Raw genomic sequence first — 15,713 nt, forward strand, 5'->3', positions numbered from 1 at the left:
GGACGATGATGAACAATGACAAGGCGATGCAGGACTGCGCACGCAAGAGTTGGATGCTCGCGGCGATAACCGGCGCGGTTCTGGCCGTTTTGCTGATCGCGTTTGGCGGCTGGGGCTTTTTCGCCGCACTGGTCTTGGGCATCCTCGTCTTCGGTGTCTTCGGTTTCCTTCTGAAAAACGTGCGCTGCACCACGCTGGTGGCAAAATCGCAAGGCGCGCAGGAACAGTCGCCGCAGCCCGCGACACAAAAGCCCGAGCCTGCCGCCAAGAGCGCCCCGGTGGCGGATGTCGCCGCCCCTGCGCCGGCAGCGGCAGAGCCTGAAACAGCCCCCAAGCCTGCCAAGGCCGACGCGGCCATGACAGTCAAACCCAGCGCGCGTCTCGAGGGGCAGGAAGAGCTCGCCGCGCGCAAGGGCGACTGGAAATACGAAAAGCCGTCGGCCGCCGCGGACGCAGATCCGTTGCAGACGATCCCGCCCGAGGCGGAGCCTGCAGCACCGGTCGATGATCCGGTCGCCGCCACCGACCCCGAAAAGCCGCAGCCCGACGCGCCGCAAGCGCCCGCCAAACGCGCGGCCGTCGCCGCCGACGGCAAGCCGGAACTGCTGAGCGCCCCGCGCGAGGGTGGCCCGGACGATCTGAAAAAGATCAAGGGCGTCGGTCCCAAGCTCGAGGCGCTGCTGCACGAGATGGGCGTCTTCCACTTTTCGCAGGTGGCGTCCTGGCGCAAGAAGGAAGTCGAATGGGCCGACCAGAACCTTGCCGGGTTCAAGGGGCGGGTCAGCCGCGATGAATGGGTCAAACAGGCCAAGGTGCTGGCAAAGGGTGACAGCACCTAAGTTTCGAACAAGGTCAGGAAAGGCGGCGTTTGCGAAACGCCGACAGGTTTCATGCAGGGTCAGGACAAGGCAAACAGGACAGGGCAGCGGTTGGCGCTGTGGATTGTCTGCGTGGCACTCTTCTGGCTTGGCACGACGATCGCGGGGGGCTACCTCGGCTGGACCAGCCGGACCCACGCGTTTTTTGACCTCGCAGCGCTTGGCGGTTTCGCCTGGGCGTTGTGGATGGGTTTCAACATCTGGCGCGCGCGCCGGCAAGACAAAGGCTGAACGGACATGTTGCAGGACAAGGACCGGATCTTTACCAACCTCTACGGGATGCACGACCGCTCGCTGAAAGGCGCGCAGGCACGTGGCCACTGGGACGGTACGGGCGACATCATCAAGAAGGGCCGCGACTGGATCGTGTCCCAGATGAAGGAAAGCGGCCTGCGCGGTCGCGGCGGTGCGGGCTTTCCCACCGGCCTGAAATGGTCCTTCATGCCCAAGGAAAGCGACGGTCGCCCGGCCTATCTGGTGGTCAACGCCGACGAATCCGAACCCGGCACCTGCAAGGACCGCGAGATCATGCGCCACGATCCGCACACGCTGGTCGAGGGCTGCCTGATCGCCTCCTTCGCGATGAACGCCAACGCCTGCTACATCTACATCCGCGGCGAATACATCCGCGAGCGCGAGGCGCTGCAAGCGGCCATCGACGAATGCTATGACGCAGGGCTGGTCGGCAAGAACGCCGCCAAATCCGGCTGGGATTTCGACATCTACCTGCACCACGGTGCCGGCGCCTATATCTGCGGCGAGGAAACCGCCCTGCTCGAAAGCCTTGAGGGCAAGAAGGGCATGCCCCGGATGAAACCGCCGTTCCCGGCGGGCGCGGGTCTCTATGGCTGCCCCACAACCGTCAACAACGTCGAATCCATCGCCGTGGTGCCCACGATCCTGCGCCGTGGCCCTGAATGGTTCTCGTCCTTTGGCCGACCGAACAACGCGGGCACCAAGCTGTTTGCGATCAGCGGCCATGTGAACAACCCCTGCGTCGTCGAAGAGGCGATGTCGATCACCTTCGAAGAGCTGATCGAAAAGCATTGCGGCGGCATTCGCGGCGGCTGGGACAACCTGAAGGCGGTGATCCCCGGCGGGTCGTCCGTACCTTGTATCCGCGGCGAACACATGCGCGAGGCGATCATGGATTTCGACTATCTGCGCGAGCAGCGGTCGGGTCTGGGTACGGCTGCGGTGATCGTGATGGACAAGGACACCGACATCATCAAGGCGATCTGGCGTCTGGCCAAGTTCTACAAACACGAAAGCTGTGGCCAGTGCACGCCCTGCCGCGAAGGCACCGGCTGGATGATGCGGGTGATGGAACGTCTGGTGCGCGGCGATGCCGAAGTCGAAGAGATCGACATGCTGCTGGACGTGACCAAACAGGTCGAGGGGCACACCATCTGCGCGCTCGGCGACGCCGCCGCCTGGCCAATCCAGGGCCTGATCCGCAACTTCCGCGACGAGATCGAAGACCGTATCAAACACAAGCGCACCGGCCGCGTCAGCGCCGTGGCTGCGGAATAGGACATGACAATGGAACTCTACGCCCACGCGATCGCGTCCTTAGGCGGCTATGCCATCCTGATGTTCGTGCTGACCGCGCTCTCCGCCGCCGGCCGCTCCGACGATGAGCGTGCCCTCTGCGGACAGGTCAAACGCGACTATGCCAACCCGACCTACCGCAAGGCGCGCGCCCACGCCAATGCGGTCGAAAGCGCCGGACCCTTCATCGCGGCCGTGCTCGCGGCGATCCTGATGGGGGCCAACCCGTTCTGGGTGAACCTCTTTGCCTCGGTGTTCCTGGCGGCGCGGGTCGTCATGGCCTTCGTGCACATCGGCACCACGAACCAGCCGATGCGCAGCCTGTTCTGGTCGATCAGCATGCTGTGCGTGCTGGCAATGGCCGTCATGGCGATCTGGGGGGCCTTCTGATGCGTCTGATCCTGTTGATGACGGCAGCGCTGGCAATGACGGCCTGCAACCAGCGCGACGAGGACCTGGCCTTTGACGGTCAATACTACCGCACCAGCACCAAGAAGGTCGGCGACGACCGTTCGGTGTTCCAGACCGAGGTCAAGCCGGTCTCGCAAAGCCTGACCGGCGCGCGCGAGGCGGGGCTTTACGACGCGACGCGCTACTGCATCGAGGATTTCGGCACGTCCAACATCGTCTGGACGCGCGGACCGGATGGCGACGACGGCGCGCTCTTGGTGTCGAACGACACGTTGATCCTGCAGGGAACCTGCAGCGTTCGATGACGGGTCCGGCGACATATCGCCCGGTTTTCACGCCAGACGTGTCCTGCTATTGCATATCAGGGCGCAGGTTTCCCATGTCCGCAGAGGGGCCCGCGCGCGTGCGCGGCCCGTTTCGCAGCACAGGAGACTTGAACATGCGACTGACGACACTTGTGATCGGCACAGCCCTCGCGCTTTCGACGGCGACCACCGCCATGGCCAAACCGCATCTGCGCGACACGCCCATCGACGACGCGCTGCTGGCGGTCGGTCTGGCCGACGAGATCCGCAAAAGCTGCCCCGACATCTCGGCGCGGATGATCAAGGCCTTCGGCTTTTTAAACGGTTTAAACAATCAGGCACAGGCGATGGGCTATACCAGCGCCGAAATCGACGCCTACCGGAAATCCGACGCCGAAAAAGCACGGCTGAAAAAGCGCGGCCAGGCATATTTGGCTGCCAATGGGGTTGTCGCCGGACAGCCAGAGACGTATTGCGCGCTTGGGCGCAACGAAATCGAAAAATCGAGCCGGATCGGTTCGTTACTCAGGGTGAATTGACGCATGAGCGACCTTCGCAAGATCATCATCGACGGCAAGGAAATCGAAGTAGAAGGGGCGATGACCCTGATCCAGGCCTGTGAGTTGGCCGGGGTCGAGATTCCGCGCTTTTGCTACCACGAGCGGCTGACCATCGCGGGCAACTGCCGGATGTGTCTGGTCGAGGTCGTGGGCGGCCCGCCCAAGCCCGCCGCATCCTGCGCGATGCAGGTCCGCGATCTGCGTCCCGGCCCCGAAGGCCAGCCGCCCGTCGTGAAAACCAACAGCCCGATGGTCAAGAAGGCCCGCGAGGGCGTGATGGAATTCCTGCTGATCAACCACCCGCTCGATTGCCCGATCTGCGACCAGGGCGGCGAATGCGACCTGCAGGATCAGGCCATGGCCTACGGCGTCGATTTCAGCCGTTTCCGCGAAGCCAAGCGCGCGACCGAGGATCTGGATCTTGGCCCGCTGGTCGAAACCCACATGACGCGCTGCATCTCGTGCACCCGTTGCGTGCGCTTCACCACCGAGGTCGCAGGCATCACCCAGATGGGCCAGACCGGGCGCGGCGAAGACGCCGAGATCACCTCCTATCTGGGCGAGACGCTTGATTCGAACCTTCAGGGCAACATCATCGACCTCTGCCCAGTGGGCGCGCTGGTCTCGAAACCCTATGCGTTCACCGCGCGGCCCTGGGAACTGAGCAAGACCGAAAGCATCGACGTGATGGATGCGCTCGGCTCGTCGATCCGCGTCGACACCAAGGGCCGCGAAGTCATGCGCTTCCTGCCGCTGAACCATGATGGCGTGAATGAAGAGTGGATTTCGGACAAGACCCGTTTCGTCTGGGACGGTCTGCGCCGGCAACGTCTGGACACGCCCTACATCCGCGAGAACGGCAAGCTGCGCAAAGCCGACTGGGGCGAGGCGCTGCAAGTGACCGCGTCCAGGATCAAGGGTGCCGAAAAGCTGGCCGGTCTGGTCGGTGATCTGGCCCCGGTCGAGGCGATCTTTGCGCTGAAACAGCTGATCGAGGGGCAGGGCGGCGTCGTCGAATGCCGCACCGATGGTGCCAAGCTCGAAGCGGGCAACCGCGCCTCCTATGCAGGCACCGCCCGGATCGAGGACATTGATTCAGCCAAGTTCATCCAGCTGATCGGCACCAACCCCCGCATCGAGGCACCCGTGCTGAACGCGCGCATCCGCAAGGCGTGGATCGCGGGCGCAGACGTCGGTCTGGTGGGCGAAGCCGTCGATCTGACCTATGACTACGCGCACGCAGGCACCGACCGTGCCGCGCTGAACGGCCTCTTGGACAAGGATTATGGCGACGTGCTCGACGCACCGTCGATCGTGATCGTGGGCCAGGGCGCATTGCAAGAAGCCGACGGTGCCGCCGTTCTCGCCGCCGCGATGAAGCTGGCCGAGGATACAAACTCCAAGTTCATGGTCCTGCACACCGCCGCATCGCGCGTGGGTGCGATGGACGTGGGCGCGGTCAACGACCGTGGCATGGACGCCGTGGCCGAGGCCGACGTGATCTATAACCTTGGTGCCGACGAGATCGAAATCGCCGAAGGTGCCTTTGTGATCTATCAGGGCAGCCACGGCGACCGTGGCGCACACCGCGCCGACGTGATCCTGCCCGGTGCCGCCTATACCGAGGAAAGCGGCGTCTTCATCAACACCGAAGGCCGCCCGCAACTGGCCCAACGCGCCAGCTTCGCCCCCGGCATGGCCAAGGAAAACTGGGCCATCCTGCGCGCGCTCTCGGGCGAGATGGACGCGGTTCTGCCCTATGACAACCTGGCCACCCTGCGCTCCGCGCTGGTCGAGGCTGTGCCGCACATCGCCGATCTGGACGAGGTGCCCGAAAACGAATGGCGCCCCGTGGCTTCGGGCAAACTGGGCGACGCGGCCTTCCGCAATGCGCTGTCGGACTTCTGGCTGACCAACCCGATTGCGCGGTCCAGCCAGTTGATGGCCGAACTCAGCGCCAACGCCAAGGCACGTCTGCAAGGGGCGATGGCTGCTGAATGATCCGCGCGGGCCTCATAGCCTTGGCGCCATTGGCCGCCTGTTCCGAGCCGGAGATCACGGCAGAACGTCTGATTCCCGATTACCGGAGCGTTCAGACGTCGCTGCTGGACAATGACCTGGTGCAGTTCAACGTGGAAATGACCAACGCGCTCAGCGGCCAGGACGTGTCTGATTACGCGCAATGCGCCGCAGCCGGCTATACGTTGATCCGCGGATACGGATTTGCGCGCCATGTGCGGACAAAAGTAAACGAAGAGGGTGGCGTGTGGCAGGCAGATGCTGTTTACACCATCTCGCCATCCTTGCCGCGCGGATTGCGCACCATCGACGCCGAAGTCGAGGCTGCCAACTGTGCGGAAAAAGGGATACCGACGGTGTGAGGACCTATGGCTGAATTTTTCATTGTAAATCCCGTGGGCATGGGCCTGTTGATCGTCGCGCAGATCTTTCTGTTGGTGATCCCGCTTCTGGTCGCGCTGGCATTCCTGATGTATGCCGACCGCAAGATCTGGGCCGCCGTCCAGATGCGCCGCGGCCCCAACGTGGTGGGCGTCTTCGGCCTGCTGCAAAGTTTCGCGGACTTTGGCAAATACATCGTCAAAGAGGTCGTGGTGCCCGCCGGTGCCGACAAGGGCGTGTTCTTCATGGCGCCGATGGTCAGCCTGGTCATGGCGCTGATCGCCTGGGCGGTGATCCCGTTCAACGACGGCTGGGTGCTGTCTGACATCAACGTCGCCATCCTCTATGTCTTCGCCATCTCCTCGCTCGAGGTGTACGGCGTGATCATGGGCGGCTGGGCCTCGAACTCGAAATACCCGTTCCTCGGCTCGCTGCGCTCTGCGGCGCAGATGATCTCCTACGAGGTCAGCATCGGTCTGATCATCATCGGCGTGATCATCTCGTCCGGCTCGATGAATTTCGGCAACATCGTGCTGTCGCAAAAGGGCGATTGGGGCATCTTCAACTGGTACTGGCTGCCGCACTTCCCGATGCTGTTCCTGTTCCTGATCTCGGCGCTGGCCGAAACCAACCGCCCGCCCTTCGACCTTCCGGAGGCTGAATCGGAACTGGTCGCGGGCTATCAGGTCGAATATTCCTCTACGCCCTTCCTGCTGTTCATGATCGGTGAACTGGTGGCCGTGGTCCTGATGTGCGCGCTGATCTCGCTGATGTTCTTCGGCGGCTGGCTGTCGCCGGTGCCGTTCCTGCCCGATGGCATCTTCTGGATGATCCTGAAAATGGGCTTTGTGTTCTTCATCATCTCGATGGTGAAGGCGATCACCCCGCGCTACCGCTATGACCAGCTGATGCGTCTGGGCTGGAAGGTGTTCCTGCCGTTCAGCCTGATCTGGGTGATCTTCGTGGCCTTTGCCGCAAAATTCGAATGGTTCTGGGGCGTCTATGCCCGCTGGACCGTGGGGAGCTAAGCATGACACAGATTGATTACGCACGGCACGCCAAATATTTCCTGCTTCAGGATTTCTGGGGCGGCATGAAGCTGGGGCTGAAGTATTTCTTCCGGCCCAAGGCCACGATCAACTACCCGCACGAAAAGGGACCGCTTTCCCCTCGTTTTCGTGGTGAACACGCCCTGCGCCGCTATCCCAACGGCGAAGAGCGGTGCATCGCCTGCAAACTCTGCGAGGCGATCTGCCCTGCGCAGGCCATCACCATCGACGCGGAACCCCGCGAGGACGGCAGCCGCCGCACCACGCGCTATGACATCGACATGACCAAATGCATCTACTGCGGCTTCTGTCAGGAAGCCTGCCCGGTTGATGCCATCGTCGAGGGGCCGAACTTCGAATTCTCGACCGAGACCCGCGAAGAGCTGTTCTACGACAAGGCCAAACTGCTGGAAAACGGCGACCGCTGGGAAGCAGAGATTGCCCGCAACCTCGAACTGGACGCACCCTACCGATGACCGATCCGACCAACCCCTTTGCCGCGATGATGGCCCAGATGCAGGACATGGCCAAGGCCTTTCCGGCCATGGAAGCCTTCGACATCCGCAAGTTCGAGGGCATGTTTCCGACCATGTCCAAGGACATGATGGAAGCGATGTTCGGCAACGCCTTCAACGAGGGCGGGCTGGACGCGCGCACGCGTCTTCTCTTGACGCTGGCAGGGTTGGTGATGCAAGGCGCGCAGAATGAAACGGCCGTGCGCCAGACCGTGCGTCACGCGGTCGAGGCGGGCGCCACAGCGCAGCATATCAGCGAAACGATTGCGATGATGTCGATGTTTGCAGGCATCCCCGCCACGACCAAGGCCATGGACCTGGCCCAGGCCGTCATGAAAGAGGACAAAGAGACATGAGCGTTTTCGCCTTTTACCTTTTCGCGATCTCGGTGATCGCCGGTGGGCTGTTCACGGTCATCAGCCGCAACCCCGTGCACTCGGTGCTCTGGCTGATCCTGTCGTTCCTGTCCGCTGCGGGCCTGTTCGTGCTGCTGGGCGCGGAATTCGTCGCGATGCTGCTGATCATCGTCTATGTCGGCGCGGTCGCGGTTCTGTTCCTCTTCGTGGTGATGATGCTCGACGTCGACTTCGCCGGGCTCAAGGCCGAAATGGCGCGCTACATGCCGCTGGCCCTGCTGATCGGCCTGGTGATCCTGATGCAATTCGTCATGGCCTTCGGTGCCTGGGAAAGCAACGTCGCAGCCGCCGATCTGCGCCTGCAAGCCATCCCGCTGGACCGCCACAACACCGAAGCGCTGGGGATCATTCTTTATGACCAGTATTTCCTGCTGTTCCAGCTTGCCGGCCTGATCCTGCTGGTTGCGATGATCGGTGCCATCGTGCTGACCCTGCGCCACCGCAAGGACGTCAAGCGCCAGGACGTCACGGCGCAGATGATGCGCGACCCCGCCAAGGCGATGGAACTTCGCGACGTGAAATCGGGGCAGGGGCTTTGATGGACCGGACGCACCGCACGACATCGGGCAGCCGCGCGGCTGCCCTCAATACCAAACTACCAAAAGCCGAGGGACGGGCATGATCGGACTTGAACATTACCTGACAGTGGCAGCCACGCTGTTTGTCATCGGCATCTTCGGGCTTTTCCTGAACCGCAAGAACGTGATCATCCTGCTGATGAGCATCGAATTGATGCTGCTCGCGGTGAACATCAACTTCGTGGCCTTCTCCAGCTATCTGGGCGATCTCGTCGGGCAGGTGTTCACCCTGTTCGTGCTGACGGTCGCCGCAGCCGAAGCCGCGATCGGCCTTGCCATCCTGGTCTGTTTCTTCCGCAACCGTGGCACCATCGCGGTTGAAGACGTCAACGTGATGAAGGGCTGAATACATGGAACTGACTATCCTATTTGCCCCTCTGGTCGGCGCGATCCTGTGCGGCTTTGGCTGGCGCGCCTTTGGCGAGACGGCGGCGATGTCCATCGCCACGGGGCTGTTGTTCCTGTCGGCGCTGCTGTCGTGGGTCGTGTTCCTGACGTTTGACGGCGTGACCGAGCAGATCCAGATCCTGCGCTACATCGAAAGCGGCTCGCTCAGCACCGATTGGTCGATCCGCATGGACCGTCTGACCGCGATCATGCTGATCGTGATCACCACCGTCTCCAGCCTGGTGCACCTCTATTCCTTTGGCTACATGGACAAGGACCCGCAGTGGAAAGACGACGAAAGCTATAGGCCACGCTTTTTCGCCTACCTGTCGTTCTTCACCTTCGCGATGCTGATGCTGGTGACCTCGGACAACCTGGTCCAGATGTTCTTTGGCTGGGAAGGCGTGGGCGTCGCGTCCTACCTGCTGATCGGCTTTTACTACCGCAAACCGTCGGCCAACGCCGCCGCGATCAAGGCCTTCGTGGTCAACCGCGTGGGCGACTTCGGCTTTGCGCTGGGGATCTTCGCGCTGTTCTTCCTGACCGACAGCATCCGCTTTGACGACATCTTTGCCGCCGCACCCGGTCTGGCCGAGACGCAACTCAGCTTCCTGTGGCGCGAGTGGAACGCCGCCAACGTCATCGCGATCCTGCTGTTCATCGGCGCGATGGGCAAATCGGCACAGCTGTTCCTGCACACATGGCTGCCCGACGCGATGGAAGGCCCGACGCCCGTGTCGGCGCTGATCCACGCAGCCACGATGGTCACCGCCGGCGTCTTCCTGGTCTGCCGCATGTCGCCGGTCATGGAATTCGCGCCCGAAGCGCAGATGTTCATCGTCTTCCTCGGCGCGACAACGGCCTTTTATGCGGCCACCGTGGGTCTGGTTCAGACCGACATCAAACGCGTGATCGCCTACTCGACCTGTTCACAGCTGGGTTACATGTTCGTGGCCGCAGGCGTCGGCATGTATTCGGCGGCGATGTTCCACCTGTTCACCCACGCCTTCTTCAAGGCGATGCTGTTTCTGGGCGCGGGCTCGGTCATCCATGCGATGCACCACGAACAGGACATGACCAACTATGGCGGCCTGCGCAAAAAGATCCCCTATACCTTCGCGGCGATGCTGATCGGCACGCTGGCGATCACCGGGGTCGGCATTCCGCTGACGCACATCGGCTTCGCGGGCTTCCTCTCCAAGGACGCGATCATCGAAAGCGCCTTTGCGGGTGGTACATCCTATGCCTTCTGGCTGCTGGTGATCGCCGCGACCATGACCAGCTTCTACAGCTGGCGCCTGATCTTCCTCACCTTCTTTGGAGAACCGCGCGGCAACAAGCACACCCATGACCACGCGCACGAAAGCCCGATGGTCATGCTGATCCCGCTGGGCGTCCTGTCGCTGGGCGCGATCTTTGCCGGCATGCTGTGGTACAACAGCTTCTTCGGCCACGTCGATCAGGTCGGCAAGTTCTACGGCATCCCCGTGGCCGAGGTCGGCGCAGAAGACCACGCCGAAGCAGGCGAAGACGACACAGCCGAACTGGTCACCGAAGACCAGGCCGACGTCGTGGCCGAAGCCGAACACCACTATGCATTCGCAGGCCAGCCGGGGCAGGGTGCGCTCTACATGGCGCCGGACAACCACGTCCTCGACGACGCGCATGATGCGCCCGTCTGGGTCAAGGTCTCGCCCTTCGTCGCGATGCTGATCGGCCTGCTGGGTGCGCTGTGGTTCTACATCTGGAACCCGACGCTGCCCGGTCGTCTGGCCGAAAGCCAGCGCCCGATATACCTGTTCCTCAAGAACAAATGGTACTTTGACGAGCTGTACGACGTCATCTTCGTGCGGCCTGCCAAATGGATCGGCCGCCAGCTGTGGAAGAAGGGTGACGGCAACGTCATCGACGGCACACTCAACGGCGTGGCCCTGGGCATCGTGCCCTTCCTGACCCGTCTCTCCGGCCGTGCGCAGTCCGGCTATATCTTTACCTATGCCTTCGCGATGGTGATCGGGATCGCTGTTCTGATCACCTGGGTGACCCTCGGAGGGGCGAACTGATGGACAACCTTCTTTCCATTACCACGTTTATCCCCGCCCTGGCGGCGCTGATCCTGGCCCTGTTCCTGCGCGGCAGCGATGCCGCGGCGCAGCGCAATGCCAAATGGGTGGCGATGTTCGCAACCACCGCCACCTTCCTGGTGTCGCTGTTCATCCTGTTCGAATTCGACCCCGGCAACCCCGGCTTCCAGTTCGTCGAACAGGCCGATTGGCTCTTGGGCCTGCAATACAAGATGGGCGTTGACGGGATCAGCGTTCTGTTCGTGATGCTGACCACCTTCATGATGCCGCTGGTGATCGCCGCCAGCTGGAACGTGGAAAGCCGCGTCAAGGAATACATGATCGCCTTCCTGCTGCTGGAAACGCTGATGCTGGGCGTGTTCATGGCGCTGGACATGGTGCTGTTCTATCTGTTCTTCGAAGCCGGGCTGATCCCGATGTTCCTGATCATCGGCATCTGGGGCGGGGCCAACCGCATCTATGCCTCGTTCAAGTTCTTCCTTTACACCTTCCTCGGCTCGGTGCTGATGCTGGTGGCGATGGTCGCTATGTTCTCGGATGCGGGCACCACCGACATCGTGCTGCTGCTGAACCACGAATTTGCCTACGGCACCTTCGACGTGCTGGGCATCCAGATCGTCGGCGGCATGCAGACGCTGATGTTCCTCGCGTTCTTCGCCAGCTTCGCGGTCAAGATGCCGATGTGGCCGGTGCACACCTGGCTGCCCGACGCACACGTTCAGGCGCCCACCGCAGGGTCGGTGGTTCTGGCCGCGATCCTGCTGAAGATGGGCGGCTACGGCTTCCTGCGCTTTTCGCTGCCGATGTTCCCCGTGGGCTCCGAAGTGCTGGCGCCGCTGGTCTTGTGGATGTCGGCGATCGCCATCGTCTACACCTCGCTGGTGGCTCTCGTGCAGGAAGACATGAAAAAGCTGATCGCCTATTCGTCGGTCGCGCACATGGGCTTTGTCACCATGGGCATCTTCACCGCCAACCAGCAGGGTCTGGACGGCGCGATCTTCCAGATGGTCAGCCACGGCTTCATCTCGGGGGCGCTGTTCCTCTGCGTCGGCGTGATCTATGACCGCATGCACACCCGCGAGATCGACGCCTATGGCGGTCTGGTCAACCGGATGCCCGCCTATGCGCTGGTGTTCCTGTTCTTCACCATGGCCAACGTCGGCCTGCCGGGCACATCGGGCTTTGTGGGCGAATTCCTGACGCTGATGGGCGCGTTCCAGGTCAACACCTGGGTGGCCGCAGTGGCGACGACAGGCGTGATCTTCTCGGCGGCCTATGCGCTCTGGCTTTACCGCCGCGTGGTGCTGGGTGACCTGATCAAGGAAAGCCTGAAGGCGATCACCGACATGACCCGCCGCGAAAAGCTGATCTTTGCACCTCTGGTGGTGATGACGCTGCTGCTGGGGGTTTATCCCGCGCTTGTGCTGGACATCATCGGGCCGTCGGTTTCCGCACTGGTCAACAACTACGACACGGCCACCGCCGCAGCAGCCGCTGCGATGCAAGTGGTCGGAAACTGATAAAGGAACGGGACCCATGTCCGCTGATCTGACGCTTATTCTTCCCGAGATCGTCCTGGCCGTCTTCGCTATCCTGGGCCTTCTGGGGGCTGTCTACACCGGCAAGGACGCACTGGCCCCGGCGCTGACCTGGGCGACGTCGGCCCTGTTCGTGCTGGTGGCCCTGTGGGTCGGATTGGCCGCACCCGAAACCCACCTGGGTTTTGGCGGCATGTTCATCGACGACGGCTTTGCACGCTTCGCCAAGGTTACGCTGCTCTTGTCCGCAGCGGCCGTTCTGGCCATGTCCGAAGGGTACATGTCCAACCGCGGCCTGTTGCGGTTTGAATACCCGGTGCTGGTCACGCTGTCCGTGGTCGGCATGATGATGATGGTCAGCGCGGGCGATCTGATGTCGCTCTACATGGGCCTCGAGCTGCAATCGCTGGCGCTTTACGTCGTGGCGTCGCTGCGCCGCGATTCGATCAAATCGACCGAGGCGGGCCTGAAGTACTTCGTGCTGGGCGCGCTCAGCTCGGGCCTGCTGCTCTACGGGGCGTCGCTGGTCTATGGCTATTCGGGCACCACGCTGTTCTCGGGCATCATCCTCACCACGATCACGGGCGAGGTGTCCATCGGGCTGCTGCTGGGTCTGGTGTTCCTGATCTCGGGCCTCGCGTTCAAGGTCTCGGCGGTGCCCTTCCACATGTGGACGCCCGACGTCTACGAGGGTGCTCCGACGCCGATCACCGCATTCCTGGCCACGGCCCCGAAGGTGGCGGCGATGGCCCTGTTCGCGCGGCTGTTGCACGACGCCTTCGGCAGTGCGGTCAGCGACTGGCAGCAGGTCGTGGCCCTGATCTCGGTGCTGTCGATGTTCCTGGGCGGGATCGCGGCCATCGGCCAGACCAACATCAAGCGGCTGATGGCCTATTCGTCGATCGCGCACATGGGCTATGCCCTGATGGGCCTGGCGGCGGGCACCGTGCTGGGCGTGCAGGCGATGCTGGTCTATCTCGCGATCTACGTGACGATGAACGTCGGCACCTTCGCCTTTATCCTGATGATGGAGCGTGACGGGCAGCCGGTGGTCGATGTCACATCGCTCAACATGTATTCCAAACGCGAACCCGGCAAGGCGCTGGCGATGCTGGTGCTGCTGTTCAGCCTTGCGGGCGTACCGCCGATGCTGGGCTTCTTCGGCAAGCTCTACGTGCTGCGCGCCGCCTATGACGGCGGGCTGGCGTGGCTGGCGATTGCCGGTGTGATCGCATCCGTCATCGGTGCGTTCTACTATCTGCGGATCGTGTTCTACATGTACTTCGGCGACGAGAACGCCCAAGGGCTCGATGGCGGCAAGTCGCCCGTGCTCTGGGGGTTCCTGATGGCCTCGGCCGTGGTGATGGTGCTGGGCATCGTCAACATGTTCGGCGTCGAGAGTGCTGCGGCTGCGGCTGCGGCATCCCTCGTTGTCAACTGAACCGGCGGCGCCGGTGGCCCCTGAGGGAGCCTCCGGCGGGGAATATTTAAGGCCAGAAGAAACATGACGATGTGGCCTGACGGATACGGGCGGCATGTGCTGGAAAGCGTGGATTCCACGCTCTCCGAGGCGGCGCGCATGGCCCCGGATGCCGCAGGCCCTGTCTGGATCATGGCCAACCGGCAAACCGCCGCGCGCGGGCGGCGGGGCCGACCCTGGTCCATGCCAGCGGGCAACTTTGCAGCGACCCTGCTGATGCCCGTGAGCGACGCACCGGGGCAGGCGGCCCTGCGCTCCTTCGTGGCCTCGCTGGCCCTGCGCGAGGCGCTGGTGGCCGCCACGGGCCGCGAACAGGGCTTTGCGCTGAAATGGCCCAACGACGTGCTGCTGCGCGATGGCAAGCTGGCGGGCATCCTCTTGGAAAGCGCAGGCCACGGCCCGCAGCTGCGGCACCTCTCCATCGGCATCGGCGTCAATCTGGCCGCAGCCCCCGCAATGGCCGAGGTCGAGCCGGGGGCCGTGCGGCCCGTTTCGCTCAAGGGCGAGCTGGGCACCGTGATCACGCCCGAGGATTTCCTCGACCTTCTGGCCGCGGCCTATGCCCGTTTCGAGACGCAGTTCACCACCTACGGCTTTGCGCCGATCCGGGCCGCCTGGATCAGCCATGCCGCCCGCCTGGGCGAGGTCATCACCGCCCGCACCACCCGCGACGAGACCACGGGCACCTTTGCCGATGTGGACGCTGCGGGTAATCTTGTTCTGGAGACGTCCAGGGGCCGCGTGGCGATCGCGGCGGCCGACGTCTATTTCTGAGGGGGGGCAGCACATGCTTCTGGCCATCGACTGCGGCAACACCAACACGGTCTTCTCGATCTGGGACGGCACCGAGTTCATCGGCACCTGGCGCACATCGACGGAATGGCAGCGCACGGCGGACCAGTATTACGTCTGGCTCTCGACCCTGATGAAGTTCCAGAAGATCGACGTCGAGATCACCGACATGATCATCAGCTCGACCGTGCCGCGCGTGGTCTTCAACCTGCGGGTGCTGGCCGACCGGTATTTCCACACCCGCCCCATCGTCGTGGGCAAGCCCGACTGCCTGCTGCCCGTCGATGTGCGCGTCGACGGCGGCACCGCCGTCGGCCCCGACCGGCTGGTGAACACCGTGGGCGGCTATGACCTGCATGGCGGCGACCTGATCGTGGTCGACTTCGGCACCGCGACCACCTTCGACGTGGTCAGCGAAGATGGCGCCTATATCGGCGGCGTGATCGCACCCGGCGTGAACCTCAGCCTCGAGGCATTGCACCACGCCGCCGCCGCCCTGCCGCACGTCGATATCGCCAAGCCGCAGAAGGTCATCGGCACCAACACTGTGGCCTGTATGCAATCCGGCGTCTTTTGGGGTTACGTCGGGCTGGTAAAAGAGATATGCGCCCGGATTAAGGGCGAACGGGCGCGCGAGATGAAAATCATCTCGACCGGCGGACTGGCACCACTTTTCCAGCAGACCGAAGACCTGTTTGACGAATTTCATGATGATTTGACGATGCACGGGCTGACCGTGATCCACCGATACAACAAGGAAAATAACTGA

General features: G+C 62.8%; 18 protein-coding genes. All 18 read left to right on the plus strand.

Annotated features, from left to right (window positions below; genetic code table 11):
• The first annotated feature begins 5 nt into the window (after positions 1-5).
• The 18 genes from NTA49_RS07925 (at position 6) to NTA49_RS08010 (ending at position 15,713) form a co-directional block, all read left to right on the plus strand.
• Complete coding sequence (locus NTA49_RS07925) at positions 6-839, plus strand: hypothetical protein (protein WP_258294159.1); 834 nt, start codon at positions 6-8, stop codon at positions 837-839.
• A gap of 51 nt (positions 840-890) precedes the next feature.
• On the plus strand, positions 891-1,109 hold the full coding sequence (locus NTA49_RS07930) for a DUF5337 domain-containing protein (protein WP_258294160.1): 219 nt from the start codon (positions 891-893) through the stop codon (positions 1,107-1,109).
• A gap of 6 nt (positions 1,110-1,115) precedes the next feature.
• A complete protein-coding gene (gene nuoF / locus NTA49_RS07935) occupies positions 1,116-2,411 on the plus strand; it encodes an NADH-quinone oxidoreductase subunit NuoF (protein ID WP_258294161.1) in 1,296 nt (431 codons plus the stop codon).
• A gap of 9 nt (positions 2,412-2,420) precedes the next feature.
• Positions 2,421-2,819 (plus strand): MAPEG family protein, encoded by a 399-nt coding sequence (locus tag NTA49_RS07940; protein ID WP_258294162.1) that lies wholly within the window; start codon positions 2,421-2,423, stop codon positions 2,817-2,819.
• Complete coding sequence (locus tag NTA49_RS07945; protein WP_258294163.1) at positions 2,819-3,145, plus strand: hypothetical protein; 327 nt, start codon at positions 2,819-2,821, stop codon at positions 3,143-3,145. Before NTA49_RS07940 ends, NTA49_RS07945 begins: the two co-directional genes overlap by 1 nt.
• Before the next feature lie 134 nt (positions 3,146-3,279).
• On the plus strand, positions 3,280-3,684 hold the full coding sequence (locus tag NTA49_RS07950) for a DUF5333 domain-containing protein (protein WP_258294164.1): 405 nt from the start codon (positions 3,280-3,282) through the stop codon (positions 3,682-3,684).
• Positions 3,685-3,687: 3 nt separating this feature from the next.
• Positions 3,688-5,706 (plus strand): NADH-quinone oxidoreductase subunit NuoG, encoded by a 2,019-nt coding sequence (gene nuoG, locus NTA49_RS07955; RefSeq protein WP_258294165.1) that lies wholly within the window; start codon positions 3,688-3,690, stop codon positions 5,704-5,706.
• Positions 5,703-6,086, plus strand: a complete 384-nt coding sequence (locus NTA49_RS07960; protein ID WP_258294166.1) for a hypothetical protein — start codon at positions 5,703-5,705, stop codon at positions 6,084-6,086. Before nuoG ends, NTA49_RS07960 begins: the two co-directional genes overlap by 4 nt.
• Before the next feature lie 6 nt (positions 6,087-6,092).
• Positions 6,093-7,133: an NADH-quinone oxidoreductase subunit NuoH gene (gene nuoH / locus NTA49_RS07965; protein ID WP_258294167.1), complete on the plus strand. Its 1,041-nt coding sequence runs from the start codon at positions 6,093-6,095 to the stop codon at positions 7,131-7,133.
• A 2-nt stretch (positions 7,134-7,135) separates the two neighbouring features.
• Complete coding sequence (gene nuoI, locus NTA49_RS07970) at positions 7,136-7,630, plus strand: NADH-quinone oxidoreductase subunit NuoI (protein ID WP_258294168.1); 495 nt, start codon at positions 7,136-7,138, stop codon at positions 7,628-7,630.
• On the plus strand, positions 7,627-8,025 hold the full coding sequence (locus NTA49_RS07975) for a carboxymuconolactone decarboxylase family protein (RefSeq protein WP_258294169.1): 399 nt from the start codon (positions 7,627-7,629) through the stop codon (positions 8,023-8,025). The genes nuoI and NTA49_RS07975 overlap by 4 nt, the downstream gene beginning before the upstream one ends.
• Positions 8,022-8,624: an NADH-quinone oxidoreductase subunit J gene (locus NTA49_RS07980; protein ID WP_258294170.1), complete on the plus strand. Its 603-nt coding sequence runs from the start codon at positions 8,022-8,024 to the stop codon at positions 8,622-8,624. Before NTA49_RS07975 ends, NTA49_RS07980 begins: the two co-directional genes overlap by 4 nt.
• A gap of 79 nt (positions 8,625-8,703) precedes the next feature.
• Positions 8,704-9,009 carry an NADH-quinone oxidoreductase subunit NuoK gene (gene nuoK, locus NTA49_RS07985; RefSeq protein WP_258294171.1) on the plus strand — a complete coding sequence of 102 codons (306 nt, stop codon included), beginning with the start codon at positions 8,704-8,706 and terminating at the stop codon, positions 9,007-9,009.
• Between the two features lie 4 nt (positions 9,010-9,013).
• The gene (gene nuoL / locus NTA49_RS07990) at positions 9,014-11,113 is read left to right on the plus strand and encodes an NADH-quinone oxidoreductase subunit L (RefSeq protein ID WP_258294172.1); all 2,100 of its coding nucleotides are present in this window, start codon (positions 9,014-9,016) and stop codon (positions 11,111-11,113) included.
• Positions 11,113-12,654 carry an NADH-quinone oxidoreductase subunit M gene (locus NTA49_RS07995; protein ID WP_258294173.1) on the plus strand — a complete coding sequence of 514 codons (1,542 nt, stop codon included), beginning with the start codon at positions 11,113-11,115 and terminating at the stop codon, positions 12,652-12,654. Before nuoL ends, NTA49_RS07995 begins: the two co-directional genes overlap by 1 nt.
• A 16-nt stretch (positions 12,655-12,670) precedes the next feature.
• Positions 12,671-14,113, plus strand: a complete 1,443-nt coding sequence (gene nuoN / locus NTA49_RS08000) for an NADH-quinone oxidoreductase subunit NuoN (protein WP_258294174.1) — start codon at positions 12,671-12,673, stop codon at positions 14,111-14,113.
• Between the two features lie 63 nt (positions 14,114-14,176).
• A complete protein-coding gene (locus NTA49_RS08005; RefSeq protein WP_258294175.1) occupies positions 14,177-14,926 on the plus strand; it encodes a biotin--[acetyl-CoA-carboxylase] ligase in 750 nt (249 codons plus the stop codon).
• Between the two features lie 13 nt (positions 14,927-14,939).
• Complete coding sequence (locus NTA49_RS08010; RefSeq protein ID WP_258294176.1) at positions 14,940-15,713, plus strand: type III pantothenate kinase; 774 nt, start codon at positions 14,940-14,942, stop codon at positions 15,711-15,713.

The sequence above is a fragment of the Pseudosulfitobacter koreensis genome, assembly GCF_024733015.1.
In the GTDB taxonomy this organism is placed as follows: Bacteria; Pseudomonadota; Alphaproteobacteria; order Rhodobacterales; family Rhodobacteraceae; genus Pseudosulfitobacter; species Pseudosulfitobacter koreensis.

Excerpts from the sequence above, each read along its gene's own strand:
- NTA49_RS07950 (WP_258294164.1), top strand. The coding sequence starts at position 3,280 with ATGCGACTGACGACACTTGTGATCGGCACAGCCCTCGCGCTTTCGACG.
- nuoG (WP_258294165.1), top strand. The coding sequence starts at position 3,688 with ATGAGCGACCTTCGCAAGATCATCATCGACGGCAAGGAAATCGAAGTA.
- nuoF (WP_258294161.1), top strand. The coding sequence starts at position 1,116 with ATGTTGCAGGACAAGGACCGGATCTTTACCAACCTCTACGGGATGCAC.
- NTA49_RS08005 (WP_258294175.1), top strand. The coding sequence starts at position 14,177 with ATGACGATGTGGCCTGACGGATACGGGCGGCATGTGCTGGAAAGCGTG.
- nuoN (WP_258294174.1), top strand. The coding sequence starts at position 12,671 with ATGTCCGCTGATCTGACGCTTATTCTTCCCGAGATCGTCCTGGCCGTC.
- NTA49_RS07930 (WP_258294160.1), top strand. The coding sequence starts at position 891 with ATGCAGGGTCAGGACAAGGCAAACAGGACAGGGCAGCGGTTGGCGCTG.
- nuoI (WP_258294168.1), top strand. The coding sequence starts at position 7,136 with ATGACACAGATTGATTACGCACGGCACGCCAAATATTTCCTGCTTCAG.
- nuoK (WP_258294171.1), top strand. The coding sequence starts at position 8,704 with ATGATCGGACTTGAACATTACCTGACAGTGGCAGCCACGCTGTTTGTC.
- NTA49_RS07975 (WP_258294169.1), top strand. The coding sequence starts at position 7,627 with ATGACCGATCCGACCAACCCCTTTGCCGCGATGATGGCCCAGATGCAG.
- NTA49_RS07925 (WP_258294159.1), top strand. The coding sequence starts at position 6 with ATGATGAACAATGACAAGGCGATGCAGGACTGCGCACGCAAGAGTTGG.
- nuoL (WP_258294172.1), top strand. The coding sequence starts at position 9,014 with ATGGAACTGACTATCCTATTTGCCCCTCTGGTCGGCGCGATCCTGTGC.
- NTA49_RS07980 (WP_258294170.1), top strand. The coding sequence starts at position 8,022 with ATGAGCGTTTTCGCCTTTTACCTTTTCGCGATCTCGGTGATCGCCGGT.
- NTA49_RS07960 (WP_258294166.1), top strand. The coding sequence starts at position 5,703 with ATGATCCGCGCGGGCCTCATAGCCTTGGCGCCATTGGCCGCCTGTTCC.
- nuoH (WP_258294167.1), top strand. The coding sequence starts at position 6,093 with ATGGCTGAATTTTTCATTGTAAATCCCGTGGGCATGGGCCTGTTGATC.
- NTA49_RS07940 (WP_258294162.1), top strand. The coding sequence starts at position 2,421 with ATGGAACTCTACGCCCACGCGATCGCGTCCTTAGGCGGCTATGCCATC.
- NTA49_RS07945 (WP_258294163.1), top strand. The coding sequence starts at position 2,819 with ATGCGTCTGATCCTGTTGATGACGGCAGCGCTGGCAATGACGGCCTGC.
- NTA49_RS07995 (WP_258294173.1), top strand. The coding sequence starts at position 11,113 with ATGGACAACCTTCTTTCCATTACCACGTTTATCCCCGCCCTGGCGGCG.
- NTA49_RS08010 (WP_258294176.1), top strand. The coding sequence starts at position 14,940 with ATGCTTCTGGCCATCGACTGCGGCAACACCAACACGGTCTTCTCGATC.